Origin of the sequence: Escherichia sp. F1, assembly GCF_046764225.1 — a bacterium.
Taxonomy (GTDB): Bacteria; Pseudomonadota; Gammaproteobacteria; order Enterobacterales; family Enterobacteriaceae; genus Escherichia; species Escherichia coli.
Window position 1 is genome coordinate 72,584 of sequence record NZ_CP177202.1, and the last position, 26,082, is coordinate 98,665.

The 26,082-nt window shown below is 52.6% G+C and carries 24 protein-coding genes; 9 read left to right on the top strand and 15 right to left on the bottom strand.

The features are described 5' to 3' along the window. Positions 1 to 3 precede the first annotated feature (3 nt). Positions 4 to 2,322 (top strand): alpha-xylosidase, encoded by a 2,319-nt coding sequence (gene yicI, locus ACK8NJ_RS00305; protein WP_411962031.1) that lies wholly within the window; start codon positions 4 to 6, stop codon positions 2,320 to 2,322. 52 nt (positions 2,323 to 2,374) lie between these two features. Here yicI and ACK8NJ_RS00310 read toward each other — a convergent pair whose 3' ends face one another. Together ACK8NJ_RS00310 and xanP are read right to left on the bottom strand one after the other, a co-directional pair. Then, positions 2,375 to 4,084 carry an AsmA family protein gene (locus ACK8NJ_RS00310; RefSeq protein WP_001309056.1) on the bottom strand — a complete coding sequence of 570 codons (1,710 nt, stop codon included), beginning with the start codon at positions 4,082 to 4,084 and terminating at the stop codon, positions 2,375 to 2,377. A gap of 120 nt (positions 4,085 to 4,204) precedes the next feature. Next, positions 4,205 to 5,596, bottom strand: a complete 1,392-nt coding sequence (xanP, locus tag ACK8NJ_RS00315) for a xanthine/proton symporter XanP (RefSeq protein ID WP_001295238.1) — start codon at positions 5,594 to 5,596, stop codon at positions 4,205 to 4,207. Between the two features lie 278 nt (positions 5,597 to 5,874). On the opposite strand from xanP, the gene gltS reads away from it, so the two are divergent. Then, on the top strand, positions 5,875 to 7,080 hold the full coding sequence (gltS, locus tag ACK8NJ_RS00320) for a sodium/glutamate symporter (RefSeq protein ID WP_000468836.1): 1,206 nt from the start codon (positions 5,875 to 5,877) through the stop codon (positions 7,078 to 7,080). Positions 7,081 to 7,255: 175 nt separating this feature from the next. Here gltS and recG read toward each other — a convergent pair whose 3' ends face one another. The 5 genes from recG to gmk are packed head-to-tail and all read right to left on the bottom strand — an operon-like array spanning position 7,256 to position 13,119. Continuing rightward, positions 7,256 to 9,337, bottom strand: coding sequence for an ATP-dependent DNA helicase RecG (gene recG / locus ACK8NJ_RS00325; protein ID WP_411962032.1), 2,082 nt, complete (start codon positions 9,335 to 9,337; stop codon positions 7,256 to 7,258). Positions 9,338 to 9,342: 5 nt separating this feature from the next. Beyond that, positions 9,343 to 10,032: a tRNA (guanosine(18)-2'-O)-methyltransferase TrmH gene (gene trmH, locus ACK8NJ_RS00330; protein ID WP_001070187.1), complete on the bottom strand. Its 690-nt coding sequence runs from the start codon at positions 10,030 to 10,032 to the stop codon at positions 9,343 to 9,345. 6 nt (positions 10,033 to 10,038) lie between these two features. Then, positions 10,039 to 12,147 (bottom strand): bifunctional GTP diphosphokinase/guanosine-3',5'-bis pyrophosphate 3'-pyrophosphohydrolase, encoded by a 2,109-nt coding sequence (spoT, locus tag ACK8NJ_RS00335; protein ID WP_000280488.1) that lies wholly within the window; start codon positions 12,145 to 12,147, stop codon positions 10,039 to 10,041. Between the two features lie 18 nt (positions 12,148 to 12,165). Further along, the gene (rpoZ, locus tag ACK8NJ_RS00340) at positions 12,166 to 12,441 is read right to left on the bottom strand and encodes a DNA-directed RNA polymerase subunit omega (RefSeq protein ID WP_000135058.1); all 276 of its coding nucleotides are present in this window, start codon (positions 12,439 to 12,441) and stop codon (positions 12,166 to 12,168) included. 54 nt (positions 12,442 to 12,495) lie between these two features. Continuing rightward, positions 12,496 to 13,119 carry a guanylate kinase gene (gmk, locus tag ACK8NJ_RS00345; protein WP_001295237.1) on the bottom strand — a complete coding sequence of 208 codons (624 nt, stop codon included), beginning with the start codon at positions 13,117 to 13,119 and terminating at the stop codon, positions 12,496 to 12,498. A gap of 257 nt (positions 13,120 to 13,376) precedes the next feature. Here gmk and ligB point away from each other — a divergent pair, with 257 nt between their 5' ends. Beyond that, positions 13,377 to 15,059, top strand: coding sequence for an NAD-dependent DNA ligase LigB (gene ligB / locus ACK8NJ_RS00350; protein WP_411962566.1), 1,683 nt, complete (start codon positions 13,377 to 13,379; stop codon positions 15,057 to 15,059). Here ligB and ACK8NJ_RS00355 read toward each other — a convergent pair. From ACK8NJ_RS00355 to ACK8NJ_RS00365, 3 genes are all read right to left on the bottom strand, one after another. Then, positions 15,056 to 15,673, bottom strand: a complete 618-nt coding sequence (locus tag ACK8NJ_RS00355) for a trimeric intracellular cation channel family protein (RefSeq protein WP_000924289.1) — start codon at positions 15,671 to 15,673, stop codon at positions 15,056 to 15,058. The genes ligB and ACK8NJ_RS00355 overlap by 4 nt on opposite strands. 292 nt (positions 15,674 to 15,965) lie before the next feature. Then, complete coding sequence (gene dinD / locus ACK8NJ_RS00360; RefSeq protein WP_001315077.1) at positions 15,966 to 16,790, bottom strand: DNA damage-inducible protein D; 825 nt, start codon at positions 16,788 to 16,790, stop codon at positions 15,966 to 15,968. Positions 16,791 to 17,011: 221 nt separating this feature from the next. After that, on the bottom strand, positions 17,012 to 17,875 hold the full coding sequence (locus tag ACK8NJ_RS00365) for a YicC/YloC family endoribonuclease (RefSeq protein WP_000621336.1): 864 nt from the start codon (positions 17,873 to 17,875) through the stop codon (positions 17,012 to 17,014). Positions 17,876 to 18,001: 126 nt separating this feature from the next. Between ACK8NJ_RS00365 and rph the strand changes: the two genes are divergently transcribed. Both rph and pyrE read left to right on the top strand, forming a co-directional pair. Continuing rightward, positions 18,002 to 18,718 (top strand): ribonuclease PH, encoded by a 717-nt coding sequence (gene rph / locus ACK8NJ_RS00370; protein WP_001247093.1) that lies wholly within the window; start codon positions 18,002 to 18,004, stop codon positions 18,716 to 18,718. A 65-nt stretch (positions 18,719 to 18,783) separates the two neighbouring features. Next, positions 18,784 to 19,425 carry an orotate phosphoribosyltransferase gene (gene pyrE, locus ACK8NJ_RS00375; protein ID WP_000806177.1) on the top strand — a complete coding sequence of 214 codons (642 nt, stop codon included), beginning with the start codon at positions 18,784 to 18,786 and terminating at the stop codon, positions 19,423 to 19,425. 36 nt (positions 19,426 to 19,461) lie between these two features. Here the strand turns inward: pyrE and slmA are convergent, their stop codons facing one another. From slmA to coaBC, 3 genes are all read right to left on the bottom strand, one after another. After that, on the bottom strand, positions 19,462 to 20,058 hold the full coding sequence (gene slmA / locus ACK8NJ_RS00380; RefSeq protein WP_000818604.1) for a nucleoid occlusion factor SlmA: 597 nt from the start codon (positions 20,056 to 20,058) through the stop codon (positions 19,462 to 19,464). A gap of 106 nt (positions 20,059 to 20,164) precedes the next feature. Beyond that, on the bottom strand, positions 20,165 to 20,623 hold the full coding sequence (dut, locus tag ACK8NJ_RS00385) for a dUTP diphosphatase (RefSeq protein ID WP_000976070.1): 459 nt from the start codon (positions 20,621 to 20,623) through the stop codon (positions 20,165 to 20,167). Then, complete coding sequence (gene coaBC, locus ACK8NJ_RS00390; protein ID WP_411962033.1) at positions 20,601 to 21,821, bottom strand: bifunctional phosphopantothenoylcysteine decarboxylase/phosphopantothenate--cysteine ligase CoaBC; 1,221 nt, start codon at positions 21,819 to 21,821, stop codon at positions 20,601 to 20,603. Before coaBC ends, dut begins: the two co-directional genes overlap by 23 nt. 171 nt (positions 21,822 to 21,992) lie before the next feature. Here coaBC and radC point away from each other — a divergent pair, with 171 nt between their 5' ends. The 4 genes from radC (at position 21,993) to mutM (ending at position 24,209) form a co-directional block, all read left to right on the top strand. Continuing rightward, on the top strand, positions 21,993 to 22,661 hold the full coding sequence (radC, locus tag ACK8NJ_RS00395) for a RadC family protein (protein WP_001560123.1): 669 nt from the start codon (positions 21,993 to 21,995) through the stop codon (positions 22,659 to 22,661). Between the two features lie 216 nt (positions 22,662 to 22,877). Next, positions 22,878 to 23,114 carry a 50S ribosomal protein L28 gene (gene rpmB, locus ACK8NJ_RS00400; RefSeq protein WP_000091955.1) on the top strand — a complete coding sequence of 79 codons (237 nt, stop codon included), beginning with the start codon at positions 22,878 to 22,880 and terminating at the stop codon, positions 23,112 to 23,114. A 20-nt stretch (positions 23,115 to 23,134) separates the two neighbouring features. After that, the gene (gene rpmG / locus ACK8NJ_RS00405; protein ID WP_001051798.1) at positions 23,135 to 23,302 is read left to right on the top strand and encodes a 50S ribosomal protein L33; all 168 of its coding nucleotides are present in this window, start codon (positions 23,135 to 23,137) and stop codon (positions 23,300 to 23,302) included. Positions 23,303 to 23,399: 97 nt separating this feature from the next. Beyond that, the gene (mutM, locus tag ACK8NJ_RS00410) at positions 23,400 to 24,209 is read left to right on the top strand and encodes a bifunctional DNA-formamidopyrimidine glycosylase/DNA-(apurinic or apyrimidinic site) lyase (protein WP_411962034.1); all 810 of its coding nucleotides are present in this window, start codon (positions 23,400 to 23,402) and stop codon (positions 24,207 to 24,209) included. Positions 24,210 to 24,247: 38 nt separating this feature from the next. Here the strand turns inward: mutM and coaD are convergent, their stop codons facing one another. Together coaD and waaA are read right to left on the bottom strand one after the other, a co-directional pair. After that, complete coding sequence (gene coaD, locus ACK8NJ_RS00415) at positions 24,248 to 24,727, bottom strand: pantetheine-phosphate adenylyltransferase (protein WP_001171866.1); 480 nt, start codon at positions 24,725 to 24,727, stop codon at positions 24,248 to 24,250. A 7-nt stretch (positions 24,728 to 24,734) separates the two neighbouring features. Then, positions 24,735 to 26,012, bottom strand: coding sequence for a lipid IV(A) 3-deoxy-D-manno-octulosonic acid transferase (gene waaA, locus ACK8NJ_RS00420; RefSeq protein WP_000891564.1), 1,278 nt, complete (start codon positions 26,010 to 26,012; stop codon positions 24,735 to 24,737). Positions 26,013 to 26,082: the final 70 nt, after the last annotated feature.

A 26,082-nucleotide genomic window follows, 5' to 3' on the forward strand; every position in this document is an offset into this window, starting at 1 on the left:
GCAATGAAAATTAGCGATGGAAACTGGTTGATTCAACCTGGCCTCAATTTGATTCACCCGCTTCAGGTGTTCGAGGTTGAACAGCAGGGTAATGAAATGGTGGTCTATGCTGCCCCCCGTGATGTACGTGAACGTACCTGGCAGCTTGACACGCCTTTATTTACGCTGCGCTTTTTCTCCCCACAGGAAGGTATTGTCGGTGTACGGATTGAGCATTTTCAGGGGGCGCTGAATAACGGTCCTCATTACCCGCTCAATATTTTGCAGGACGTGAAGGTCACAATCGAAAACACAGAACGTTACGCTGAGTTTAAAAGTGGCAACTTAAGTGCGCGTGTCAGCAAAGGTGAGTTCTGGTCACTGGATTTTCTGCGTAACGGCGAACGTATTACCGGTAGTCAGGTGAAAAATAATGGCTACGTGCAGGACACGAATAATCAACGAAATTATATGTTTGAGCGGCTGGATCTTGGCGTTGGCGAAACAGTTTACGGTCTGGGAGAGCGCTTTACTGCGCTGGTGCGCAATGGCCAGACGGTAGAGACCTGGAACCGGGACGGCGGCACAAGTACTGAACAGGCGTATAAAAATATTCCGTTCTATATGACTAACCGTGGTTATGGGGTACTGGTCAATCATCCTCAATGCGTCTCTTTTGAAGTGGGATCGGAGAAAGTCTCCAAAGTGCAGTTCAGCGTTGAGAGTGAATATCTCGAATACTTTGTTATCGACGGCCCGACGCCGAAAGCGGTACTTGATCGTTATACCCGTTTTACTGGTCGTCCGGCGCTGCCGCCCGCGTGGTCCTTCGGCCTGTGGCTAACCACTTCATTTACCACCAACTACGACGAGGCGACGGTAAACAGCTTTATCGATGGTATGGCGGAACGCAATCTGCCACTGCATGTTTTCCACTTTGACTGTTTCTGGATGAAAGCCTTCCAGTGGTGCGATTTTGAGTGGGACCCGCTGACTTTCCCGGACCCGGAAGGGATGATCCGCCGCCTGAAAGCGAAAGGGCTAAAAATCTGTGTCTGGATTAACCCCTATATCGGGCAAAAATCCCCTGTCTTTAAAGAGTTACAAGAGAAAGGCTATTTACTCAAACGCCCGGACGGTTCGTTATGGCAGTGGGATAAATGGCAGCCAGGTCTGGCGATTTATGACTTTACCAATCCGGATGCCTGCAAATGGTACGCCGACAAACTGAAAGGTCTGGTCGCGATGGGCGTTGATTGCTTTAAGACCGACTTTGGCGAACGTATTCCAACCGATGTTCAGTGGTTTGACGGTTCCGATCCGCAGAAAATGCATAACCATTATGCGTACATCTACAACGAACTGGTGTGGAACGTGCTCAAGGAAACCGTTGGCGAGGAAGAAGCCGTCTTGTTTGCTCGCTCGGCCTCCGTTGGTGCGCAGAAATTCCCGGTACACTGGGGTGGTGACTGTTACGCTAACTACGAATCAATGGCGGAAAGCCTGCGCGGTGGTTTGTCTATTGGCCTTTCAGGTTTTGGCTTCTGGAGCCACGATATCGGCGGCTTTGAGAATACCGCTCCGGCGCACGTTTACAAACGCTGGTGCGCGTTTGGTTTGCTCTCCAGCCATAGCCGTTTACATGGCAGCAAATCTTATCGTGTGCCGTGGGCCTACGATGATGAGTCCTGTGATGTGGTGCGCTTCTTCACGCAACTGAAATGCCGCATGATGCCGTATCTGTATCGTGAAGCTGCTCGTGCGAACGCGCAGGGTACGCCGATGATGCGGGCCATGATGATGGAGTTCCCGGACGATCCGGCTTGTGATTACCTTGACCGTCAATACATGTTAGGCGACAACGTGATGGTTGCGCCGGTGTTCACTGAAGCGGGCGATGTGCAGTTCTACTTGCCGGAAGGTCGCTGGACACATCTGTGGCACAACGATGAACTCGATGGTAGTCGCTGGCATAAACAGCAGCACAGCTTCCTGAGTCTGCCCGTTTATGTGCGTGATAACACCCTACTGGCGCTGGGCAACAACGAGCAACGTCCCGATTACGCGTGGCACGAAGGCACGGCATTCCAGCTCTTTAATCTGCAAGACGGGCATGAAGCTCTTTGTGAAGTGCCCGCTGCTGACGGTTCGGTGATCTTTACTCTAAAAGCAACACGTACTGGTAACACGATTACTGTGACTGGTGCGGGCGAGGCGAAGAACTGGACACTGTGCTTGCGCAATGTTGTGAAAGTAAATGGTCTGCAAGGTGGTTCGCAGGCTGAAAGTGAGCAGGGGCTGGTGGTGACGCCTCAAGGGAATGCGCTGACAATTACGTTGTAATCAATTTAAGAAATGCCGGGTACGTCTCAATCGTACCCGGCGAGATTGATTTTTACTGCACCGGCTCCGTCGACGTAACTTCACCACTGGAAACGACGCCTGCATTCATGGTTTGAGTCACTTGCTGCTTTGTGGCGTTCACGGCATGCAATTGCCCGCTAACCGTAGGTTTCAGCGGGACATTGGCCTGAATATCGCCACTGGCAGTAAGTTGAATATTGCCGTCGCCAGTCAACGGTAATTCAGGCCATCCCCACTGTTGCAAAATATTCACCGGCACACCGCGTCCATTCAGGCTGATATGGGTCTGACGTTGTGGCGTTTGTGAAACACTGGCGGTGGCTTCCAGAATGCCTTTTTCAGTAAATGCACTCAGTTCGCTGATATTCACCGTGCTGCTGTTGGCGGTCAGCGCCAGCGATGGGCGACGAACATCAACACGATTGAATGTCGCGGCGGCGGCATTCAGATTCGCCGAACCACTCCAGACGCCCCATTTATGATCGGTAACCAGCGTCAGGTTGGCACCGTAACCATCGAGCGCGGTGAGCTGCCACGGGAAGTCAGGGTCGATATCAATGATCAGATTGCGGCTGGCGCTAAATCTCTTCAGTTGCAGGCTGTTTAACCAGCCGGGTGTCGTTTCCATCCACAACTGTTGCCAGTTTTTCGGCAAGGTATATTCCAGCCCGGCAATTGCCGCATCATCAAGGATCAACGTTTTCCCGTTGCGCAGCCAGTTCCCGGACGTTCTGACCATGCCCCCTTCCCAGCGGCTGGTGAACTGGCGCAGCGCTACGCCCTGCGGGGAAAATTCCGCGTTTATAATCGGGTCAAATAAATGCAGCGAACTATAAATGAACTCGCTGGCGTTCATCGACAGTTTGCCTTCCTGTGTCTGCCAGTCATCTTTACTGAAGGTCATGTTGCGCAAGCTGAGATCGAGGTCGGTCACCGCCCAGTCCGGACCTTGCAGGCGAGCGTCGATGACTTCCAGGCGACCAATCTGCAACGACGGGACAGGGCGTAATGGCGCAAAGAAGTCGGTTAGCGATTTTTCGCTTTGTAGACGGATATCCGCCATGCGCAGATTTTCCACTTGCCAGCTGCCGTCGGCGTTACGCTGCGCGTTTCCGGTTAATGTCCCGCGGGCGATGTCGGCACCCAGGTTAGTCAGCGTAACGCGATCGTTATCAATACTGCCTTCAATCAGTACATTGGTGGCAGGAACATCATTGAGCGAAAGCGATCCGGCACTAAACTGAATCTGCGCCTTCGTACCCAGCACTTTACCGGCTTCTGGTGACCACGGAACCACGCCGCCATTTACCCGCTGCGCGCTCAGTTTCCATTCGCTATTCGGGCTATTAAACGCCATATCACGCAGTTGCAGACGATCGGCTTTGAACGGTAGCGGCGCGGTCTGGTCGGTGAGATTCAGCGTCCCGTTTTCCAGCAGGATGGTATCGACATGGCGTGGTTCGGTCAGTTGGCGACTGCTTAGCGCAATGTCGACACTTTTGGCCACCAGGGTCGCGGGCTGACCATCACGACCAAACGTGACGTTCTCCAGCACGATATGAGATGGCGCGGAAAAACGGTGATCCATCGCCCCGAAGGCCAGATGATAGTCACTATTTTCGGAAACCCATGCGCTGATATGTTCTGCTCCCCAGCGGGTTTGCAGAAGAAAATAGAGGCCAGCGATCACCACTAACAGAGCGATGAGAATGTAGAGAAGCAGCTTCCCAATAAATTTCATGGTCTTCCATCCCGTGAAAAGCACATAAGGGAGTTATGCACGATTTACGCGCAATCCTCAAGGCGGGAATGGTGAAAGAGGTGAGACTGCGGCGGTAATTATCTTACCGCCGCCAGTGAATTACTGTTTTTCTGGTGGGAAAATCAGATTCAGCACGATGGCAGTAATACCGCCCGCGGCGATCCCGGAGGAGAGCAGGTTTTTCAGCCATTCAGGGGCAAACTGCAAAATCAGCGGCTGCTGAGACACGCCCAGACCGACCGCCAGCGACAGCGCGATAATCAGAATCGCCCGACGGTTCAGCGGCTCACGAGAAACGATACGCACACCGGAGGCGGCGATGGTGCCAAACATTACAAGCGTTGCGCCGCCCAGAACCGGTTCAGGAATGTGTTGTACAAAACCGCTCACTGCCGGGAACAGACCCAGCACGATCAACATCAGCGCGACGACAAAACCGACATAGCGGCTGGCAACACCGGTCAACTGGATCACACCGTTGTTCTGCCCGAAGCAGGAGTTCGGGAAAGTGTTAAACACCGCCGAAACAAACGAGTTCAGGCCGTTTGCCAGCACGCCGCCTTTCAGGCGTTTCATGTACAGCGGACCGGACACTGGCTGTTCGGAAACGTCAGAGGTCGCCGTGATATCGCCAATGGTTTCCAGTGAAGTGATCATAAAGACCAGCATCAGCGGTAGCAGCAGACTCCATTCAATGCCAAGACCGTAATAGAGCGGCGTTGGCACCATAATCAGTTCTTGCGTCATCGGTTCGTTGCTTTCTGGCAACATGCCCATAAACCACGCCAGCGCATATCCGGCCGCCATCGCAATCACCAGTGAGGCCACGCGCAAATATGGGTTACGCTGACGGTTAAGCAGGATAATTAAGGCTAAGACCACGCCCGCCAGCAGCAGATTTTTCGGTGCGCCGAAGGTGTTATCGCTCATGGCTGCGTAACCGCCGCCAATGGAGGTCAGCCCCACCTGAATTAGCGACAGGCCGATAATCATCACCACAACGCCAGAAACCAGCGGCGTAATAATGCGGCGCGCCAGATGCAGAACGCGGGAGATCACCATCTCGGTGCAACTTGCCAGCATCAACGTGCCGAACAAAGCCGCCATCATGGTAGGAACATCAGCACCACCGGTTTTCAGCGCGGTACCGCCCATAATCAGCGGGGCAACAAAGTTGAAGCTGGTGCCCTGAATAGACAACAACCCGGAGCCAACCGGACCCCAGGCCTTAATTTGAATAATCGACGCCACACCGGAGGCAAACAGCGACATACTAATAATGTGTTGCGTGTCTTGTGCCGGTAAACCCAGCGCCTGGCAGATTAATAGCGCTGGCGTGATCACCGCAACGAACATCGCCAGCAGATGCTGACAGGCGGCAAACAGGGTTTGAGGAAGCGGCGGACGATCTTCAAGACGGTAAATCAGTTCGCTGTTTTGAGTCTGCGCAACCGGTTGCGCATTTTCTGACTCGAGGGTGGAAACAGACATCGAAAACAATCCCGTGGTAGCAAAGCGGGCATTTTAGCTGACCGAAAGAGAAAAGCAAACGTTTGCCACATCCTCATCTAAATATTTAAATGAGATAAATGCACTTTTTTATATAACTTTTGGTATTTTTCTGCTTAAAATCCATGCCATTTGTTCATTAACAGCTGAGAATTTGACCCAGGAAAGCATAACTCGATACCCGTCATAGTTCATAAGTTGCCACTGCGCGATGAAGTATGACGAGTATGAAAGAGTGATGCGGATACAAAGGAGTAACTATGTTTCATCTCGATACTTTAGCAACGCTTGTTGCCGCAACGCTGACGTTGCTGCTCGGGCGTAAGTTGGTCCATTCCGTCTCCTTTTTGAAGAAATACACCATACCGGAACCTGTTGCGGGTGGTTTGTTGGTGGCGTTAGCGCTACTGGTACTGAAAAAAAGCATGGGCTGGGAAGTCAACTTTGATATGTCCCTGCGCGATCCGTTAATGCTGGCTTTCTTCGCCACCATTGGCCTGAACGCCAACATTGCCAGTTTGCGTGCTGGTGGGCGTGTGGTTGGCATCTTCTTGATTGTGGTTGTTGGTCTGTTGGTGATGCAAAATGCCATTGGCATTGGTATGGCTAGCCTGTTAGGGCTTGATCCGCTGATGGGGCTGTTGGCCGGTTCTATTACGCTTTCCGGCGGTCACGGTACGGGCGCTGCGTGGAGTAAATTGTTCATTGAACGCTATGGCTTCACCAATGCGACGGAAGTGGCGATGGCCTGTGCGACGTTTGGTCTGGTGCTGGGCGGCTTGATTGGCGGTCCGGTAGCGCGCTATCTGGTGAAACACTCCACCACGCCGAACGGTATTCCGGATGACCAGGAAGTCCCGACGGCGTTCGAAAAGCCGGATGTGGGCCGCATGATCACCTCGCTGGTGCTGATTGAAACTATCGCGCTGATTGCTATCTGCCTGACGGTGGGGAAAATTGTTGCGCAACTTTTGGCTGGCACTGCTTTTGAACTGCCGACCTTCGTCTGTGTACTGTTTGTTGGCGTGATTCTGAGCAACGGTCTGTCAATGATGGGCTTTTACCGCGTCTTTGAGCGTGCGGTATCCGTGCTGGGTAACGTAAGCCTGTCGTTGTTCCTGGCGATGGCGCTGATGGGGCTGAAACTATGGGAGCTGGCTTCGCTGGCGCTGCCGATGCTGGCGATTCTGGTGGTACAGACCATCTTCATGGCGTTGTATGCCATCTTCGTTACCTGGCGCATGATGGGCAAAAACTACGATGCGGCGGTGCTGGCTGCGGGTCATTGTGGTTTTGGCCTCGGTGCAACGCCAACGGCAATCGCCAACATGCAGGCGATCACTGAACGTTTTGGCCCGTCGCACATGGCCTTCCTGGTAGTGCCGATGGTCGGTGCGTTCTTTATTGATATCGTTAACGCGCTGGTGATTAAGCTGTATTTAATGTTGCCGATTTTTGCCGGTTAACCGATGAAGCGGCGGTAGAAGTGCCGCCGCAACAAAGACAAATGCCTGATACGCTTCGCTTATCAAGGCTGCGCATTGATTCACAATTTATTGAATTTATAAGTTTTTGTAGGACGAAGCACATCCGGCAGGAAGGTAGGGTAACCTGAAATGGCGGTCTTCTCACCGCCGCCTTTTACGCATTCGAGTAACGTTCCGTCTCCGGCATCCAGCGTTCTATCAGGGCTTTTGCTTGTTGTGGGTAACGTTCGTGAATATGTCGCGCCAGGCGCTGAACTTCCGGGATCATCGCCTGGTCGCGCAGTAAATCCGCCACTTTAAACTCAGCATTACCCGTCTGACGCGTACCTAACAGTTCACCCGGTCCGCGAATCTCTAAGTCTTTCTGTGCAATCACAAAACCGTCGTTGCTGTCGCGCAGCACTTGCAGCCGAATTTGCGCGGTTTTGGAGAGCGGCGTTTTGTAGAGCAGCACGCAGTGAGAAGCCACCGCACCACGACCTACACGCCCGCGAAGCTGGTGTAACTGCGCCAGACCCAGACGCTCCGGGTTTTCGATAATCATCAGGCTGGCGTTAGGCACATCAACGCCGACTTCAATAACGGTAGTGGCAACCAGCAGGTGTAACTCGCCTTGTTTAAATGATGCCATGACGGCCTGCTTCTCGGCTGGTTTCATCCGTCCGTGTACCAGACCAACATTCAACTCTGGTAGCGCCAGTTTCAACTCTTCCCAGGTAGCTTCCGCCGCCTGCGCTTCCAGTAACTCTGACTCTTCAATGAGTGTGCACACCCAGTACGCCTGACGACCTTCAGTCATGCAGGCGTGGCGCACGCGGTCAATGATGTCGGTACGGCGAGTATCAGGAATAGCGACCGTAGTCACTGGCGTGCGGCCTGGCGGCAGTTCATCAATGACCGAGGTGTCGAGATCAGCATACGCGGTCATCGCCAGCGTGCGGGGGATCGGCGTCGCGGTCATGATCAACTGATGCGGATGGAAGCCCTGCTGCTGGCCTTTCTCCCATAACGCCAGACGCTGATGCACGCCAAAACGATGCTGTTCGTCGATAATCACCAGCGCCAGACCGTTAAACTGCACCTGTTCCTGGAAGATGGCGTGTGTTCCGACAATCATCTGCACCTGACCGCTGGCGATGGCTTCCTGCTGTGCCAGCCGCGCTTTACCTTTCTGCTTACCGGCGAGCCAGCCCACTTCGATACCGAGCGGTGCAAACCAGTTACGGAAGTTATTGGCGTGCTGTTCGGCGAGTAATTCGGTTGGTGCCATCAATGCCACCTGTTTGCCGTGGGCAATCGCACGCAGCGCGGCGAGGGCGGCGACCAGCGTTTTACCGGAACCTACATCGCCCTGTACCAGGCGCATCATCGGCACATCCAGCGCCATATCGCGCTCGATCTCCGCCGCTACGCGTGCCTGTGCGCCCGTTGGCTTGAACGGTAAGGCTGCGAGGAGTTTATTTTTCAGCGCGTCATTGGCGCTCAGTGGCTGGGCATGAAAACGCTGTGCTCCGGCACGTAAGGCTAACATGCTGAGGTTGTGCGCCAGCAGTTCTTCCAGAATCAGACGGCGTTGTGCTGGATGCTGCCCGGTTTCGAGATCGCTAAGCTGTAGCGTCGGCGGCGGGCGGTGCAAAGTGCGCAACGCTTCCGGTAGCGTCATCATTCCTTGTGACAGTTCCGGCGGCAGGAGTTCTTCAATGGCGCAGGTGTCGAGCAGATCCAGCGCCTGGTCGGTTAATTTACGCAGCGTGGCCTGCTTTACGCCTTCCGTTGTTGGGTAAACCGGCGTTAGCGTTTCCTGCAACTCTGGCGTACTGAGATCGCCCTGCACGCGGTATTCCGGGTGGATCATCTCCGCGCCATATTTACCGCGCTTTGCTTCTCCATAGGCCAGCACGCGGCGGCCCGTCGTCAGGCTATTTTTCATTGCCGCGTTGAAGTTGAAAAAGCGCATGGTGAGAATGCCGGAACCGTCGCTGATCTGGCAGGTCATCATCCGCCGACCGCCGAAGGAGATATTGCAATTCAGTACTTCGCCTTCTACCGTGGCATAAACGCCCGGTAGTAGTTCTCCGATGGGGTAGAGATGGGTGCGATCTTCGTAGCGCAGGGGAAGGTGTAAGAGTAGATCCTGCACGGTATGCAGGTTGATTTTCGCCAGCTTGTTACTAAGCGCTGCACCAACGCCCGTTAGGGAACTGAGCGGGACAGCATCTAACAGGCGACCTTTCATGGTACTTACCCTGCAGCTTGCATAGTGGCCCACCAGTCGGCATCGGCTTCAATTTCGCCCTGCTGATTGACGTGGGGGTAAGGCAGGCCTTTGCGTTTTGCGACTTTCGCCAGCACCGGATAGCCGCCTTCAAACAGCAGGCGTTGTTGCTCTGCTTCCGGCAACATGCTGTTTTCACGCAGGTACATGCCCGCATTTTGCCGCTGGCGCTGGGCTTCGTAAAGAATGAGGGCTGAGGCAACGGAAACATTCAGCGATTGCACCATGCCAATCATCGGAATGATGATGTCCCGATCCGCCAGGGCCAACGCTTCCTGCGTGATGCCTGTTTTCTCCTGTCCCATCAAAATACAGGTTGGGCGAGTGTAATCAATTTCGCGGAAATCGACAGCGTTATCAGAAAGATGGGTTGCCAGAATCTGCATGCCCTGGCCTTTCAGATGAGCGACGGCATCGCCAATGGTGCGGTGCGTTTTCACCTGTACCCAGCTGTTACTACCCGCAGCTGCCGAAGCCATGGTGCGCATCCGGCTACCAGGCCAGACGGCATGAACTTCATGTACACCAACGGCATCTGCGGTACGAATAATCGCAGAAACGTTATGAGGTTTGTGGACCTGCTCCATGCAGACGGTCAGATCAGGCTGCCGCCTGGCGAGCATTTCGCAGATACGTGCATAACGTGTTGGGTTCATAAAACATTAATTTCGGTTTCGGGTGACTTTAATCACGTCTGGCATCACGCGGATTTTGCGCATGATATTCGCCAGATGCACACGGTCACGGGCGGTCAGACGAATAAAGGCGCTGTAGACGCGACCATCTTTCTCTTCCGTATTCAAACTTTGAATATTCGAGGTGGTGGTGTTAATTGCCGCTGTCAGGTTTGCCAGCGCGCCCTGATGATTGAACATCTCCACCTTGATTTCGGTGATGAACTCCTGCGCCGTCTCTTTATCCCATTCCACAGCCATAAACTTCTCTGGCTCTTTCTGGTAGCCACGGATGTTACGGCAGGATTCATGGTGGATCACCAGACCTTTACCGGGGCTGACGTGAGCGATAATCGGGTCGCCAGGAATAGGGCGGCAGCATTTCGCAAAGGTGATCAGCACGCCATCGGCACCTTTAATGGGCAGATGTCCGTGACTTTGGGTTGCCGGTGGAATGGAGGCGTCCCCATGTTGCAGATTTTTCGCGACCACCACGCTCATTGCGTTACCAAGGCCGATTTCAGCCAGCAGATCGTCAAGCGTTGCCAGCTTCATGCGATCCAGCTCGCGCTGAATATTTTCCTGCGGGATTTCATTGAGCTTACGGCTACCACCCAACGCATGGTTGAGCAGACGACGTCCCAGGCTTACAGAATCATCACGCTTGAGGTTTTTCAGCAATTGACGAATTTTGGCGCGCGCTTTCGAGCTAACGACAAAGTTCAGCCACGCGGCATTCGGGCGAGCGCCCGGTGCGGTAATAATTTCAACGGTTTGACCGCTGGTAAGCGGCTGCGACAGCGGGTAAGGCTGGCGGTCGACGCGTGCGCCCACGCAGGCATGACCGATATCGGTATGCACCGCATAAGCGAAGTCGACGGGCGTTGCACCGGCAGGCAGCTCTACAATGCGCCCTTCCGGTGTGAAAACGTAAATTTCATCCGGGAAGAGATCGGATTTAACGCTCTCGATAAATTCAAACGAGCTACCGGCACTCTGTTGCAGCTCCAGCAGGCTTTGCATCCAGCGCTGGGCGCGGATTTGTGCGGTAGTACTGGTTTCGCCGTGCTCTTTATAAGCCCAGTGCGCGGCAACACCCATCTCTGCCATCTGATCCATATCTTCGGTACGGATCTGGACCTCAACCGGCACGCCGTGCGGGCCAATCATCGAGGTGTGCAAAGACTGATAGCCGTTCGCTTTTGGAATGGCGATGTAGTCTTTCACGCGACCCGGACGCGGCTTGTACAGGCTATGCATTTGCCCGAGCACGCGATAACAGGTGTCGGAATCATTGACGATCACGCGGAAGGCGTAGATGTCCATGATTGAGTGAAAACGCTGCTCTTTGAGCACCATTTTGCAGTAGATCGAATAAAGATGCTTTTCGCGACCACTGACGCGGCACGGTATTCCCGCTTCCTGCAAACGCCCTTCGATTTCAGAAAGAATCTTCTGGATCATCTCTTTACGGTTGCCGCGCGCGGCTTTCACCACTTCTTTGATTACGCGATAACGGTTGGGATACAGCGCCTCAAAACCCAGCTCTTCGAGTTCGGTTTTAATGTGGTGGATACCTAAACGGTGCGCCAGCGGGCTGTAAATTTCGAGTGTTTCACGGGCGATGCGGCGACGTTTGTCCGGGCGAAGTGAGCCCAGCGTGCGCATGTTGTGGGTACGGTCGGCAAGTTTGATGAGAATGACGCGGATATCCTGCACCATCGCCATAATCATCTTGCGAAAGTTTTCGGCCTGCGCCTCTTTCTTATCGCGGAACTTGAGCTTATCAAGTTTCGACACCCCCTCTACCAGCTCGGCGACGCTTTTACCAAAAAGCTGTTCCATGTCCTGGTAGGTGGCGGGAGTATCTTCAATCACGTCATGCAGCAGTGCCGCCATTAGCGTTTCATAGTCGAGTTTCATCTCGGCCAGAATGCAGGCAACCGCCACCGGGTGCGTGATATAGGGTTCACCGCTTGAACGTGTTTGCCCCTCGTGAGCATCACGTGCAACGAGATACGCCTGCCGCAGACGCTTGATTTGGTCTTCCGGCAGGTAGGTTTGAATCAGTTGATTCAGGCTTTCAAACAGATACAAGGGCGACCCGCTTTGTGATTAACGACGACCTTCAGCAATAGCGGTAACGGCTTGTAATTCAGCGGCTTCCTGCTCTTGCTGTTCCTGGCGTTCGCGAACGTCGAGGATCTGGTTGTTGATCAGACCTTCTTCGATTTCGCGCAGCGCGATTACAGTGGTTTTATCGTTTTCTTCCGGTACCAGCGGATCCTTTCCGCCTACCTGCATCTGACGAGCGCGACGCGCGGCGACCAGTACCAGGTCAAAACGGTTACCAATTTTCTCTACAGCGTCCTGAACAGTTACGCGTGCCATACTTAAAAAGCTCCACAGGTGAAGAAATGACTGGGCATGATACTGAAATCAGGTTCAGTCTGCCAACAATTTGCTGATTAAAGCGTCATGACGCTGCTTTTGGCGGCTCATGCGCAGACGTTCGGCGCGAATAATGGTCTTCAAATCGGTCAACGCGGTATCGAAGTCATCATTCACAATCAGGTAATCATATTCGGCGTAATGGCTCATTTCTGCAACAGCTTGCGCCATACGCTTTGCAATGACCTCTTCGCTGTCCTGACCGCGACCGCGTAGACGGCGGTCCAGTTCAATTTTGGACGGCGGTAAAATAAAGATACTCCGCGCGTGCGGCATCTTCTGGCGAATTTGCTGCGCACCCTGCCAGTCGATATCGAGAAAAACATCGACACCGGTCGCCAGGACTTGCTCAATGGCCTCACGCGAAGTGCCATAGTAATTACCAAAAACTTCTGCGTGTTCGAGGAACGCATCTCTGCTAATCATTTCTTTAAATTCATCATGATTAACAAAGAAATAATGTTCACCGTGGACTTCACCAGGACGCGGTTGGCGTGTGGTGTGTGAAACAGAAACCTGGGTGTCATACAACGGTTGGGTTTTTAATAAAGCCTGAATCAGGCTGGATTTACCCGCGCCACTGGGGGCAGAAACAATATAAAGCGTGCCTTGAGCCATGAGTATCTTTCGTATGTGATTAGCGAAATAAAGCCTACATACGAGCTTATTATACACGGCGCGGCCATGTGACGTAGCCCTTGCTCACACTTTTTGCGCAAAGTTGTTGCGTTTTGCGTAGCTGCTTCCGCATTTGCCTGTGATTCACTGCAATAAAGACGATTCTCAGGAAGCGTCCTCGCAGACTCCGTTTTTGCCACTCGGCTTTGCTTTCATCACGTTGTATATCTGACTGACTATCTACAGCGGAGGTGATGATGAAAGTATGGATGGCGATATTAATAAGTATCTTGTGCTGGCAATCATCTGTGTGGGCGGTCTGTCCGGCCTGGTTGCCAGCCAGAGCACAGGAAGAAATTTCCCGCCTGCAACAGCAAATAAAACAGTGGGACGATGACTACTGGAAAGAAGGGAAAAGTGAGGTGGAAGACGGTATTTACGATCAGTTAAGCGCCCGTCTTACGCAGTGGCAACGCTGTTTTGGGAACGAGACCCGCGATGTGATGATGCCGCCTTTAAACGGTGCGGTTATACATCCGGTTGCCCATACGGGTGTACGCAAAATGGCGGATAAAAACGCATTAAGTCTGTGGATGCGCGAACGTAGCGATCTTTGGGTGCAGCCAAAAGTTGATGGCGTTGCGGTAACCCTGGTTTATCGGGACGGGAAACTGAATAAAGCAATCAGTCGCGGCAATGGCCTGAAAGGCGAGGACTGGACGCAGAAAGTTCGCTTAATTTCCGCTGTGCCGCAAACCGTTAGCGGGCCTTTAGCCAACAGTACGCTTCAGGGGGAAATATTTCTCAAACGCGAGGTGCATATCCAACAACAAATGGGGGGAATAAATGCCCGCGCAAAAGTTGCTGGTCTGATGATGCGCCAGGACGATAGCGACACGCTGAATTCTCTGGGCGTTTTTGTCTGGGCATGGCCGGATGGACCGCAGTTAATGACCGATCGTTTAAAGGAGCTGGCTACCGCAGGTTTTACTCTAACGCAGACGTATACCCGTGCGGTGAAAAATGCTGATGAGGTTGCGCGCGTACGCAATGAGTGGTGGAAAGCGAAATTACCCTTCGTCACCGATGGCGTGGTTGTGCGAGCGGCTAAGGAACCCGAATCCCGTCATTGGCTACCGGGCCAGGCGGAGTGGCTGGTGGGCTGGAAATATCAACCGGTAGCTCAGGTTGTCGAAGTGAAGGCGATTCAGTTTGCGGTGGGTAAGAGCGGTAAAATATCGGTGGTTGCGTCACTCGCACCTGTCATGCTGGATGATAAAAAAGTCCAGCGGGTGAATATTGGTTCCGTCAGGCGCTGGCAGGAGTGGGATATTGCGCCTGGTGATCAGATCCTCGTCAGCCTTGCCGGTCAGGGTATTCCTCGCATTGATGATGTGGTGTGGCGCGGTGCAGAACGTACAAAACCGACACCACCAGAAAACCGCTTTAACTCGTTGACCTGCTACTTTGCTTCTGATGTTTGTCAGGAACAGTTCATTTCACGCTTAGTCTGGCTGGGGTCAAAACAGGTTTTTGGGCTGGATGGCATTGGTGAGGCCGGCTGGCGCGCGCTGCATCAGACTCATCGCTTTGAGCATATCTTTTCCTGGCTTTTATTAACGCCAGAGCAATTACAGAACACGCCGGGGATCGCGAAAAGTAAAAGTGCGCAGTTATGGCATCAGTTTAATCTGGCTCGTAAGCAGCCTTTTACTCGCTGGGTGATGGCAATGGGAATACCGCTAACCCGGGCGGCGCTTAATGCCAGTGATGAACGGTCCTGGTCGCAACTTTTATTTAGCACGGAACAGTTCTGGCAGCAGCTGCCGGGGACTGGATCGGGGCGAGCCAGACAGGTTATTGAATGGAAGGAAAATGCGCAAATCAAGAAGCTGGGCAGTTGGCTGGCTGCCCAGCAGATCACAGGTTTTGAACCTTAGTGACCTTCGTGGCTGTAGTAAAAGACCGGTAATCCCAGCTTAAGACGTAGCGCCAGTAAACGGGCAAAAAAGCCGAAAACCAGGGTGGAGATAATCACCACATCATGGTTAGAAACATAGTGTTGCAGCGCGATGTACAGCACGGCGGAGGCAAATGAGACACCGGCATACAACTCTTTCTGGAATACCAGTGGGATGCGTTTACAGAACATATCGCGCAAAACGCCGCCAAATACGCCGGTCGTCACAGCTGCGACAACGGCAATGATCGGGCCGTGTCCCATATCCAGCGCAACCTGTGCGCCAATGATAGAAAAGACTACCAGTCCGAGCGCATCGAGCACCAGAAACACTTTGCGCAGGTAAGGCATTACAGGAGCAACAATAGTGGTGAGTACTGCGGCGGTAGCGACGATAATCACATATTCCGGGTGTTTGACCCAGCCGAGCGGATAGTGGCCCAGCAGAATATCGCGCACTGACCCTCCGCCAATTGCGGTGGCGGTCGCAATAATAATTACGCCAAATGTATCCATGCGCCGTCGTCCGGCCGCCAGCGCCCCCGTCATGGCTTCGGCAGTAATGCCAACCAAATACAAAATGTGTAACAGCATGGTTCTCTCCCTAAAAAATCTGTCTGGCAGGGTAGCGATTTGTGCGTATTGTCACGATTGAGATTTTTTAAGGTGAGAGGAAATTGATAACTTGTAGTTATGTGAAATCGCTATTTTCTGTAGCGTAGATGCATTCTTCTGACTTCTTGTCTGAGAAAATGCATAAGAAAAAATAGGTTAAAATTGAGGGGTGGAAAAGAAAGGTGCAATGTTTAGCCATTGTGTTCACCGCACCTGGACTTTGGCTTACGCATCGGGTATCTCAATCAACAAAAAGAGTTTTTAGTTTCTGCTATTTCTTCTCTGTAATTTTTACACTGTTTTCCAACTGCTTGATGCTGACCTGCGGGGTCGGCAACTCCTCAGGCATGGTTCCGCCAAGTTCCTGAATGGTTTGCCTCACCTTGCTACCCACGTCAAAGTGTGTGGTATTAGCTTGCTGTTTTGAATTCACGCCATCCCGCTTGAGTTTTTCTTCTGTTTGGGTAGCTCGAAAGAGATTAGCCGCCAGTTCTGTTGAACCCATATGATCCAGGATCTTCTGACTCTTTTTCAGCCCCTTCCGCTGATGGATAGCTTTCTGATCTAATCCACCATACAGTCCCCGGTAACCATGATTCTGAAATATGGCGAAATCGATAGCTGTCGCTACCCCAGCTTGCTGCGCTGCCTCAACTAATTGTTTGTTATGTTCTTTCAACTCATTTCTCAGAAAAAGACGCTTTTCGTCTTCACGAAGTTGCCTGAAAGCTTCATCGTCAGCCAGCTCCTGCCGTCGGGTCTGGATAGCAAAATAAGTTTGCCCTGCCGCAATAACCGGTTTCGCAGGGTCGCCGTTTTGTACTACCAGGTAACAGGCATAGCGGGAGAGTACGATGTCTTTTAATGCTCTTTTGGCATTTGAGCCAATTTTGACCATATCGAGGATCTCCTCGAAATGGTCATCAATTGTGTGACCACTATTCAGACAAGCTTCTTTGGCGCGCGTTAATACAGGTATAAAGTGACGATACTCTGAATAACCCAGTAGTTTTCCAAGTTGTCTTGCTGACCATTGTTCTGCTCCGTTTGCATTAATCAGCTTTATCTCTTCAAAAGGTTGATGATGTTCGTTCATTGCCCACTCCATGTGATATCGATTGCAAGGAAAGTAAGTCTACAACTGTGTTTATATACAGTTGTAAGTATCTCACGTTCTCACTGCGCTGGGCAAAAAAACATCGCAAAATCTGGAGCAGGCACGCAAAACAGAATTGAATGTTGCGGGGAGGAAAAATGCCGCTCTGTTTGAGTGGGCGGCATTTGTGAAGGCTGAAAAGGAAGAATTGGCGTTACGAGTTATTCAATGTTCTGGATCTGCTCGCGCATCTGCTCAATCAACACTTTCAGCTCGATGGCAGAATTCGTCACTTCGGCATTGATAGATTTCGACGCAAGAGTGTTCGACTCGCGGTTGAACTCCTGCATCATAAAGTCCAGACGACGACCAACCGCTTCTTTTTTCTTCAGAATGTTGTAGGTCTCTTTGACATGCGCTTCGAGGCGGTCCAGTTCTTCGGCAACGTCAATTCGTTGTGCCAGCAGAACCAACTCCTGCTCCAGACGGTTGTTTTCCAGTTGCACCTGAGCATCTTCCAGCTTCGCGACCAGACGCTCACGTTGCCATTGCAGGATTTCCGGCATATGGGCGCGGACTTTGACCACTTCGGCGGTGACGCCTTCCAGACGCTGCTCGATCAATGCTTTCAGCGCCTGACCTTCGGTTTCGCGTGCGACGATAAAGTCGTCCAGCGTACCATCCAGCGCCGCGAGAATTTCAGCGGCAATCGCGTCGAGATCCTGCTCCTGGGCTGCCATTACGCCCGGCCAGCGCAGAATATCAACCGGGTTTATTTCCCCTTCGTCGCTCTGCATTTTTACCCAGTTCGCGGCGGTTACCAGCTGTTTAGCCAGTTTTTCGTTGAGGATCAGCTCACCTTGTGCGCTAACATCTGGTTCATAGCGCAGGGTACATTCCACTTTACCGCGCGTCAGGCGAGAACGAATACGCTCGCGAACGACAGGTTCAAGGCTACGGAACTGCTCCGGCAGACGAAAGTAAGTTTCCAGATAACGCTGGTTTACCGAGCGCATTTCCCAGGTTGCGCTCCCCCATTCACCCTTGATTTCACGCCGGGCGTAGGCGGTCATACTGCGGATCATAGACGTTCCTGTTTATAAAAGGAGAGGTGGAAGGATTATAGCCATCGATGCCTTGTCAGGATAGGAATAACCGCCGGAAGTCCGTATAATGCGCAGCCACATTTGTTTCAAGCCGGAGATTTCAATATGCGTCCAGCAGGCCGTAGCAATAATCAGGTGCGTCCCGTTACCCTGACTCGTAACTATACAAAACATGCAGAAGGCTCGGTGCTGGTCGAATTTGGCGATACCAAAGTATTGTGTACCGCCTCTATTGAAGAAGGCGTGCCGCGCTTCCTGAAAGGTCAGGGCCAGGGCTGGATCACCGCAGAGTACGGCATGCTGCCACGTTCTACCCACACCCGTAACGCGCGTGAAGCGGCGAAAGGTAAGCAGGGTGGACGCACCATGGAAATCCAGCGTCTGATCGCCCGTGCTCTTCGTGCGGCAGTAGATTTGAAAGCGCTGGGTGAGTTCACTATTACGCTGGACTGCGACGTGCTTCAGGCTGATGGTGGCACGCGTACCGCGTCGATTACGGGTGCCTGCGTGGCGCTGGCAGATGCGCTACAGAAGCTGGTGGAAAACGGCAAGCTGAAAACCAACCCGATGAAAGGGATGGTAGCCGCAGTTTCTGTCGGGATTGTGAACGGCGAAGCGGTTTGCGATCTGGAATACGTTGAAGACTCTGCCGCTGAAACGGACATGAACGTGGTGATGACCGAAGACGGGCGCATCATTGAAGTGCAGGGGACGGCAGAAGGCGAGCCGTTCACCCATGAAGAGTTACTCACCTTGTTGGCGCTGGCCCGAGGGGGAATCGAATCCATTGTAGCGACGCAGAAGGCGGCGCTGGCAAACTGATTTTTAAGGCGACTGATGAGTCGCCTTTTTTTTGTCTGTAGAAAAGTAAGATGAGGAGCGAAGGCATGAAACCATATCAGCGCCAGTTTATTGAATTTGCGCTTAGCAAGCAGGTGTTAAAGTTTGGCGAGTTTACGCTGAAATCCGGGCGCAAAAGCCCCTATTTCTTCAACGCCGGGCTGTTTAATACCGGGCGCGATCTGGCACTGTTAGGCCGTTTTTACGCTGAAGCATTGGTGGATTCCGGCATTGAGTTCGATCTGCTGTTTGGCCCTGCTTACAAAGGGATCCCGATTGCCACCACAACTGCCGTGGCGCTGGCGGAGCATCATGACCTGGACCTGCCGTACTGCTTTAACCGCAAAGAAGCAAAAGACCACGGTGAAGGCGGCAATCTGGTCGGTAGCGCGTTACAAGGACGCGTAATGCTGGTGGATGATGTGATCACCGCCGGAACGGCGATTCGCGAGTCGATGGAAATTATTCAGGCCAATGGCGCGACGCTTGCTGGCGTATTGATTTCGCTCGATCGTCAGGAACGGGGGCGCGGCGAGATTTCGGCAATTCAGGAAGTTGAGCGTGATTACAACTGCAAAGTGATCTCTATCATCACCCTGAAAGACCTGATTGCTTACCTGGAAGAGAAGCCGGAAATGGCGGAACATCTGGCGGCGGTTAAGGCCTATCGCGAAGAGTTCGGCGTTTAAAGAAACTCGCCGGATGAAAAGTCATCCGGCGTCATATTACTGCAACTGTGCGGCAATTAGCGGCCAGCGGGCGTCAAAATCATCCGTCGGGCGGTATTTAAACTCGCTGCGGACAAAGCGTGACAGCATACCTTCACAGAAGGCCAGAATCTGGCTTGCCAGCAGGGTTTCATCAGTGGTGTAACCTTCACCCTCACGCATTCTCTTTTCGCGCAATACCTGACGCAACTGCACTTCAATACGCTCGAACAGCTGGTTGATGCGCCCTTGCAGGCGATCCTGTTCAAACATTAGTGCATGACCAGTGAGGATGCGGGTCAGGCCAGGATTACGCTCACCAAAACCGAGAAGCAGCAACACAATCAGACGCAGGCGCGCTGTGGTGTCCTTCTCATCTTTCAGAATCAGATTGATGCGAGTAATCAGGCTATCTTCGATAAACTCAATCAGGCTATCGAACATGCGGGTCTTACTGGGGAAGTGGCGATACAGTGCCGCTTCGGAAACGCCGACAGAGGCGGCCAGTTTTGCCGTCGTGATACGTTGGCTTCCATCGCTGGATTCCAGCATCAGCGCCAGAGACTGAAGTATTTCCTCGCGACGGTTCCTTTTCGCAGTTTGTTTTTCTGCCATGTTACAAAATACCCCTGAAAATAAGCACTTGCCAGGCGGCACCCACGCTATGACCGCAAACGAAATGTTTGCGGCTATGTTATGACGTTATTCGGATGCGTATGTGTTACTGACGACCAGAGTGACCAAAGCCGCCTTCACCGCGGTCGGTGGCGTCGAAATCTTCCACCAGATTAAATTCAGCCTGTACTACCGGAACAAAAATCATCTGGGCGATGCGTTCGCCAGGTTGAATGGTGAAGCTGTCCTGACCACGGTTCCACACGGAAATCATCAACTGGCCCTGATAGTCAGAATCGATCAATCCTACCAGGTTACCAAGCACGATACCGTGCTTATGTCCCAATCCGGAGCGCGGCAGCATCATTGCCGCCAGTGAAGGATCGGCAATATGAATCGCCAGCCCGGTCGGAACCAGCGTAGTGTCACCCGGAGCCAGTTCTACGGCGTCGTCGAGACAGGCACGCAGGTCAAGTCCGGCAGAGCCAGAGGTGGCATAAGTCGGGAGCGGAAATTCCTTCCCAACGCGCGGGTCCAGAATCTTAACGTCGATTTTTTTCATCATAACGGGTCACGATCTCGTCGAGTAATAATTGGCCAAGGAGCTCTTTGCGCTCAAGCGGTAAGACTTTATCTCCGTCCTGCCAGAAAAGGTGTAATGCGTTGTTGTCGCTGTTAAATCCTTGAGTTGGCTGGGAAACATCGTTCGCGCAGATCAGATCAAGGTTTTTACGGATACGTTTTTGCCGGGCGTATTCTTCCACATTATTTGTTTCGGCGGCAAATCCAACGACGTAGGGTCGATGGTCTTTTAGTGCGGCAACGCCTGCGACGATATCGGGGTTTTTAACCATTTTTATTGTTAATTCATCACCCTGCGTGGCCTGCTTTTTGATTTTTTCTGGGGCCACGGTAGCTGCGCGATAATCCGCCACGGCGGCACAGCCGATAAAAATATTTTGCTGCTGTACAGATGCATTCACGGCGGCTTCCATTTCCAGCGCGGTCATCACATCAACACGTTTAACAAACGGTGGCGTCGGTAGTGAAACCGGACCTGATACCAGCGTGACGTTCGCGCCACGACGGGCAGCGGCGGCGGCGATAGCAAAACCCATCTTGCCTGAGCTGTGATTAGAGATATAACGCACTGGATCGAGCGGTTCACGCGTCGGGCCGGCGGTAATCATAATGTTCAGATGTTTCAGGTCGTTGACGGGCGAAAAATGCGCTACCGCCATATCAACAATGGTTAACGGATCGAGCATTCGCCCAGGGCCGATATCACCACAAGCCTGACTGCCACTGTCTGGCCCCCAGATGAGCAAACCACGGGAAGCAAGCACCTCTAAATTATGCTGCGTGGCAGCGGCACGGTACATCTGCTGGTTCATGGCGGGGAGCACGGCTACAGGCGCAGGTGTGGCCAGACAAATCGTCGATACCAGATCATTCGCCATTCCGGCAGCAACACGGGCAATCAAATCTGCCGTGGCAGGGGCGAGAATCACTAAATCAGCCCATTTACCCAGCTCAATATGGCCCATAGCGGCTTCGGCTGCCGGGTCCAGCAGACTGTCGGAAACGGGATAACCAGAAACCGCCTGCAAGCTAAGTGGGGTGATAAAGGCTTTTGCCGCTTCGGTCATGGCTACGCGGACGTCGGCCCCGCGATCGCGCAAACGACGCACCAGTTCAGGGGCTTTATAGGCAGCAATACCGCCGCTGACGCCGAGAACGATTTTTTTACCGGCCAGGCTCATGATGATTTTTCCTGTTGGGTGACACCAGAAGTTGGCGATTTTATCACAATACTTTTGTTGTCGTGCCTTCACCTGAGAATCACTTTGCGAGGCGCTTTCCAGGATTGAAAACTGGCCGTCGATTTAACGGAACGGCTATGACAGGATGCGAGCACCACAAAGGAGGTGAAGGTGAAAAACAATTCACAGCTGTTGATGCCGCGCGAAAAAATGCTGAAGTTTGGTATTAGCGCCTTAACGGATGTCGAGCTGCTGGCGCTATTTCTGCGTACCGGAACGCGCGGTAAAGATGTATTAACCCTGGCAAAAGAGATGCTGGAGAATTTCGGCTCTCTTTATGGCTTGTTAACCTCTGAATATGAACAATTTAATGGTGTTCATGGAATTGGCGTGGCGAAATTTGCCCAGCTAAAGGGGATTGCTGAACTGGCGCGGCGTTACTACAACGTGCGGATGCGTGAAGAAAGCCCTTTACTCAGCCCGGAGATGACGCGGGAATTTTTACAAAGCCAGCTCACGGGTGAGGAGCGGGAGATCTTTATGGTGATCTTTCTCGACTCACAACACCGGGTTATAACGCATAGCCGTCTTTTTTCCGGCACGCTAAACCATGTTGAAGTCCATCCTCGGGAAATTATCCGCGAAGCGATAAAAATAAATGCCTCGGCGCTGATCCTTGCACATAATCACCCTTCGGGTTGTGCTGAACCCAGTAAAGCGGATAAACTCATTACTGAACGGATAATAAAGAGTTGTCAGTTCATGGATTTACGCGTGCTCGACCATATCGTGATTGGGCGTGGAGAGTATGTTTCTTTTGCCGAACGCGGCTGGATTTAACCCGCTATGCGCGATCCTTCGGGATCTTTGTCTGTTCGGGACTTGAGCACATCGCTGAGTCAGCGTATACTACGCCACCTTTGAGAATCTCGGGTTTGGCATTTGGGCCTGGCAATCGAGAGTTCACATAGAACTGCGATGACCGGGCTGTAAAGCCTGACGAGGCGCCAATACCCCATACGAAGCTCGAGCTAATTTGATTTTTGGAGAATAGACATGTCCCGAGTCTGCCAAGTTACTGGCAAGCGTCCGGTGACCGGTAACAACCGTTCCCACGCACTGAACGCGACTAAACGCCGTTTCCTGCCGAACCTGCACTCTCACCGTTTCTGGGTTGAGAGCGAGAAGCGTTTTGTCACCCTGCGCGTATCTGCTAAAGGTATGCGTGTAATCGATAAAAAAGGCATCGATACAGTTCTGGCTGAACTGCGTGCCCGTGGCGAAAAGTACTAAGTACTTAGAGGAAATAAATCATGGCTAAAGGTATTCGTGAGAAAATCAAGCTGGTTTCTTCTGCTGGTACTGGTCACTTCTATACCACTACGAAGAACAAACGTACTAAGCCGGAAAAACTGGAACTGAAAAAATTCGATCCAGTTGTTCGCCAGCACGTGATCTACAAAGAAGCGAAAATCAAATAATTTTTGCTTTGATGTAACGAAAAACCTCGCCCCGGCGGGGTTTTTTGTTATCTGCCTGCCCCCATATTGACTGCATCTGTTCATTCCTGGAGATGCTATGCCTGAATTACCCGAAGTTGAAACCAGCCGTCGCGGCATAGAACCGCATCTCGTTGGTGCAACCATTCTTCATGCGGTGGTGCGCAACGGACGCTTGCGCTGGCCGGTTTCAGAAGAGATCTACCGTTTAAGCGACCAACCAGTGCTTAGCGTGCAGCGGCGGGCTAAATATCTGCTGCTGGAGCTGCCGGAGGGCTGGATTATCATTCATTTGGGGATGTCTGGCAGCCTGCGCATCCTTCCAGAAGAATTTCCCCCTGAAAAGCATGACCATGTTGATTTGGTGATGAGCAACGGTAAAGTGCTGCGCTACACCGATCCGCGCCGCTTTGGTGCCTGGCTGTGGACCAAAGAGCTGGAAGGGCATAATGTGCTGGCCCATCTTGGACCGGAGCCGCTTAGCGACGATTTCAACGGTGAGTACCTGCATCAGAAGTGCGCGAAGAAAAAAACGGCGATTAAACCGTGGCTGATGGATAATAAGCTGGTGGTAGGCGTAGGGAATATCTATGCCAGCGAATCTCTGTTTGCGGCGGGGATCCATCCGGATCGGCTGGCGTCATCACTGTCGCTGGCAGAGTGTGAATTGTTAGCTCAGGTGATTAAAGCGGTGTTGCTGCGTTCGATTGAGCAGGGTGGTACAACGCTGAAAGATTTTCTGCAAAGTGATGGTAAACCGGGCTATTTCGCGCAGGAATTGCAGGTTTACGGGCGAAAAGGCGAGCCCTGTCGGGTGTGCGGTACGCCGATTGTGGCGACTAAACATGCGCAGCGGGCAACGTTTTATTGTCGGCAGTGCCAGAAGTAATTGATGCGCGCCGGATGGCATACCATCCGGCATAAACGCTACGCTAACTTCGCCATCAGCGCCTGATGGACATTCTCCGGCAGGAAATGGGTGACATCGCCCTGATGGCGCGCCACCTCTTTCACCAGGGATGAAGAGATAAACGACCACTCTTTCGACGGCATCAGAAACACACTTTCCAGTTCCGGCATTAAGTGGCGATTCATATGCGCCAGCTGCATTTCATATTCAAAATCCGCCACCGCACGCAGGCCACGAATCAGCACCGTAGCGTGTTGATTACGGGCGAAGTTCGCCATCAAATCACTAAACCCGACCACTTCCACGTTCCCCAGATGCGCGGTTGCCTGCTGTGCCAGCGCCACACGCTCTTCCAGAGTAAACATCGGTTTTTTACTGGGGCTGGCGGCAATCGCCAGAATAACGTGATCGAACATTTGCGTGGCGCGCGTCACGATATCGATATGACCATTGGTAATGGGATCGAAAGTACCCGGATAAATCGCCCGTTTTTGCATAACAACCTCAATGCGTTTTCGGTGGCAGGTAAGGTTCCAGCAGTTGAAGCAGACGCTGTAGCGCGCCCTGGTTTTGATACAGTACTTCAACGGCATGACGGCCATAGAAACTACGGTAATCGGCGTCGGTGAGTAAAGAGGAAACCTCTTTTGCAAGCGTAGTGGCATCGGTAACGGTAATCAGCCCGCTTGCCTGTTCCAGCCGCGCGCAAATGTCTTTAAAGTTAAAAGTATGCGGCCCCATCAATACCGGAATAGCGTGTGCGGCAGCTTCCAGCGGATTATGCCCACCACGTTCAACCAGTGAACCGCCAACAAAGGCGAGATCGGCAATACCGTACAGTAACATCAGCTCGCCCATCGTATCGCCAACCACAACCTGCGTGCTGGTGGAAGGGACTTCCCCTGAAGAGCGTGTGATATAGCTTAGTCCAGCCTGGCGGACAAGGTTAATCGCATCCGGGAAGCGTTCTGGATGACGGGGTACCAGGATGAGCAATAAATTCGGGAATTGCTGTAACAATGCCTGATGTGCGGCGATCACCACACTCTCTTCGCCTTCGTGAGTGCTGGTGGCAATCCATACCGGGCGATGAGGTGCCCACTGGCGGCGCAGCGTCACGGCTTTAGCAGCCAACTGCGGCGTTACAGAAATATCGAATTTAAGGCTACCGGTAACGGTCACCTGATTATTTTTTGCGCCCAGCGCCACAAAACGCGCACCATCTTCTTCATTTTGGGCGGCAATCAGCGTAATACGACGCAGCAAGCGACGGACGAATTTACCCAGTTTGGCGTAACCTGCGGCCGAGCGGGCAGAGAGTCGCGCGTTAGCGATCACCAGCGGAATTTTACGTTTATGTAGCGCCGCAATCAGGTTAGGCCATAGTTCGGTTTCCATAATCAACACCAGTTTGGGGTCGACTTTATTCAGGAAACGGTTGAGCGCATCGGGCAGGTCATACGGCAGATAAACGTGCTGAACATCCTTCCCAAAAGCCGATTGTACGCGCTCCGAACCGGTTGGCGTCATGGTTGTAACGGTGATCGGTAAATCAGGATAACGATGACGCAGCGCGCGCACCAACGGGATCGCCGCCAGAGTTTCACCGACGGAGACGGAGTGCAGCATGATGCCGCCTGGTTTTAGCGGATGGCGGTAAAAACCGTAACGTTCACCCCAGCGTTTTCGATAGGCCGGAGCCTTACGTCCGCGCACCCAGAGCCGTATCCAGATCAGCGGCTGAATAAGGTAGAGAAGGGCGGTGTAAAGCAATTCGAGCATAGTAAATAGCTGACTTATGGATGTGCTGGGGATTCTATGTATTTAGCTGTGGCTTTACCATTACTTTTCC

What these genes read in the sequence shown, in the direction of transcription:
- yicI (WP_411962031.1), top strand. Translation starts at nt 4, where the DNA reads ATGAAAATTAGCGATGGAAACTGGTTGATTCAACCTGGCCTCAATTTG.
- ACK8NJ_RS00310 (WP_001309056.1), bottom strand. Translation starts at nt 4,084, where the DNA reads ATGAAATTTATTGGGAAGCTGCTTCTCTACATTCTCATCGCTCTGTTA.
- xanP (WP_001295238.1), bottom strand. Translation starts at nt 5,596, where the DNA reads ATGTCTGTTTCCACCCTCGAGTCAGAAAATGCGCAACCGGTTGCGCAG.
- gltS (WP_000468836.1), top strand. Translation starts at nt 5,875, where the DNA reads ATGTTTCATCTCGATACTTTAGCAACGCTTGTTGCCGCAACGCTGACG.
- recG (WP_411962032.1), bottom strand. Translation starts at nt 9,337, where the DNA reads ATGAAAGGTCGCCTGTTAGATGCTGTCCCGCTCAGTTCCCTAACGGGC.
- trmH (WP_001070187.1), bottom strand. Translation starts at nt 10,032, where the DNA reads ATGAACCCAACACGTTATGCACGTATCTGCGAAATGCTCGCCAGGCGG.
- rpoZ (WP_000135058.1), bottom strand. Translation starts at nt 12,441, where the DNA reads ATGGCACGCGTAACTGTTCAGGACGCTGTAGAGAAAATTGGTAACCGT.
- gmk (WP_001295237.1), bottom strand. Translation starts at nt 13,119, where the DNA reads ATGGCTCAAGGCACGCTTTATATTGTTTCTGCCCCCAGTGGCGCGGGT.
- ligB (WP_411962566.1), top strand. Translation starts at nt 13,377, where the DNA reads ATGAAAGTATGGATGGCGATATTAATAAGTATCTTGTGCTGGCAATCA.
- ACK8NJ_RS00355 (WP_000924289.1), bottom strand. Translation starts at nt 15,673, where the DNA reads ATGCTGTTACACATTTTGTATTTGGTTGGCATTACTGCCGAAGCCATG.
- dinD (WP_001315077.1), bottom strand. Translation starts at nt 16,790, where the DNA reads ATGAACGAACATCATCAACCTTTTGAAGAGATAAAGCTGATTAATGCA.
- ACK8NJ_RS00365 (WP_000621336.1), bottom strand. Translation starts at nt 17,875, where the DNA reads ATGATCCGCAGTATGACCGCCTACGCCCGGCGTGAAATCAAGGGTGAA.
- rph (WP_001247093.1), top strand. Translation starts at nt 18,002, where the DNA reads ATGCGTCCAGCAGGCCGTAGCAATAATCAGGTGCGTCCCGTTACCCTG.
- pyrE (WP_000806177.1), top strand. Translation starts at nt 18,784, where the DNA reads ATGAAACCATATCAGCGCCAGTTTATTGAATTTGCGCTTAGCAAGCAG.
- slmA (WP_000818604.1), bottom strand. Translation starts at nt 20,058, where the DNA reads ATGGCAGAAAAACAAACTGCGAAAAGGAACCGTCGCGAGGAAATACTT.
- dut (WP_000976070.1), bottom strand. Translation starts at nt 20,623, where the DNA reads ATGATGAAAAAAATCGACGTTAAGATTCTGGACCCGCGCGTTGGGAAG.
- coaBC (WP_411962033.1), bottom strand. Translation starts at nt 21,821, where the DNA reads ATGAGCCTGGCCGGTAAAAAAATCGTTCTCGGCGTCAGCGGCGGTATT.
- rpmB (WP_000091955.1), top strand. Translation starts at nt 22,878, where the DNA reads ATGTCCCGAGTCTGCCAAGTTACTGGCAAGCGTCCGGTGACCGGTAAC.
- rpmG (WP_001051798.1), top strand. Translation starts at nt 23,135, where the DNA reads ATGGCTAAAGGTATTCGTGAGAAAATCAAGCTGGTTTCTTCTGCTGGT.
- mutM (WP_411962034.1), top strand. Translation starts at nt 23,400, where the DNA reads ATGCCTGAATTACCCGAAGTTGAAACCAGCCGTCGCGGCATAGAACCG.
- coaD (WP_001171866.1), bottom strand. Translation starts at nt 24,727, where the DNA reads ATGCAAAAACGGGCGATTTATCCGGGTACTTTCGATCCCATTACCAAT.
- waaA (WP_000891564.1), bottom strand. Translation starts at nt 26,012, where the DNA reads ATGCTCGAATTGCTTTACACCGCCCTTCTCTACCTTATTCAGCCGCTG.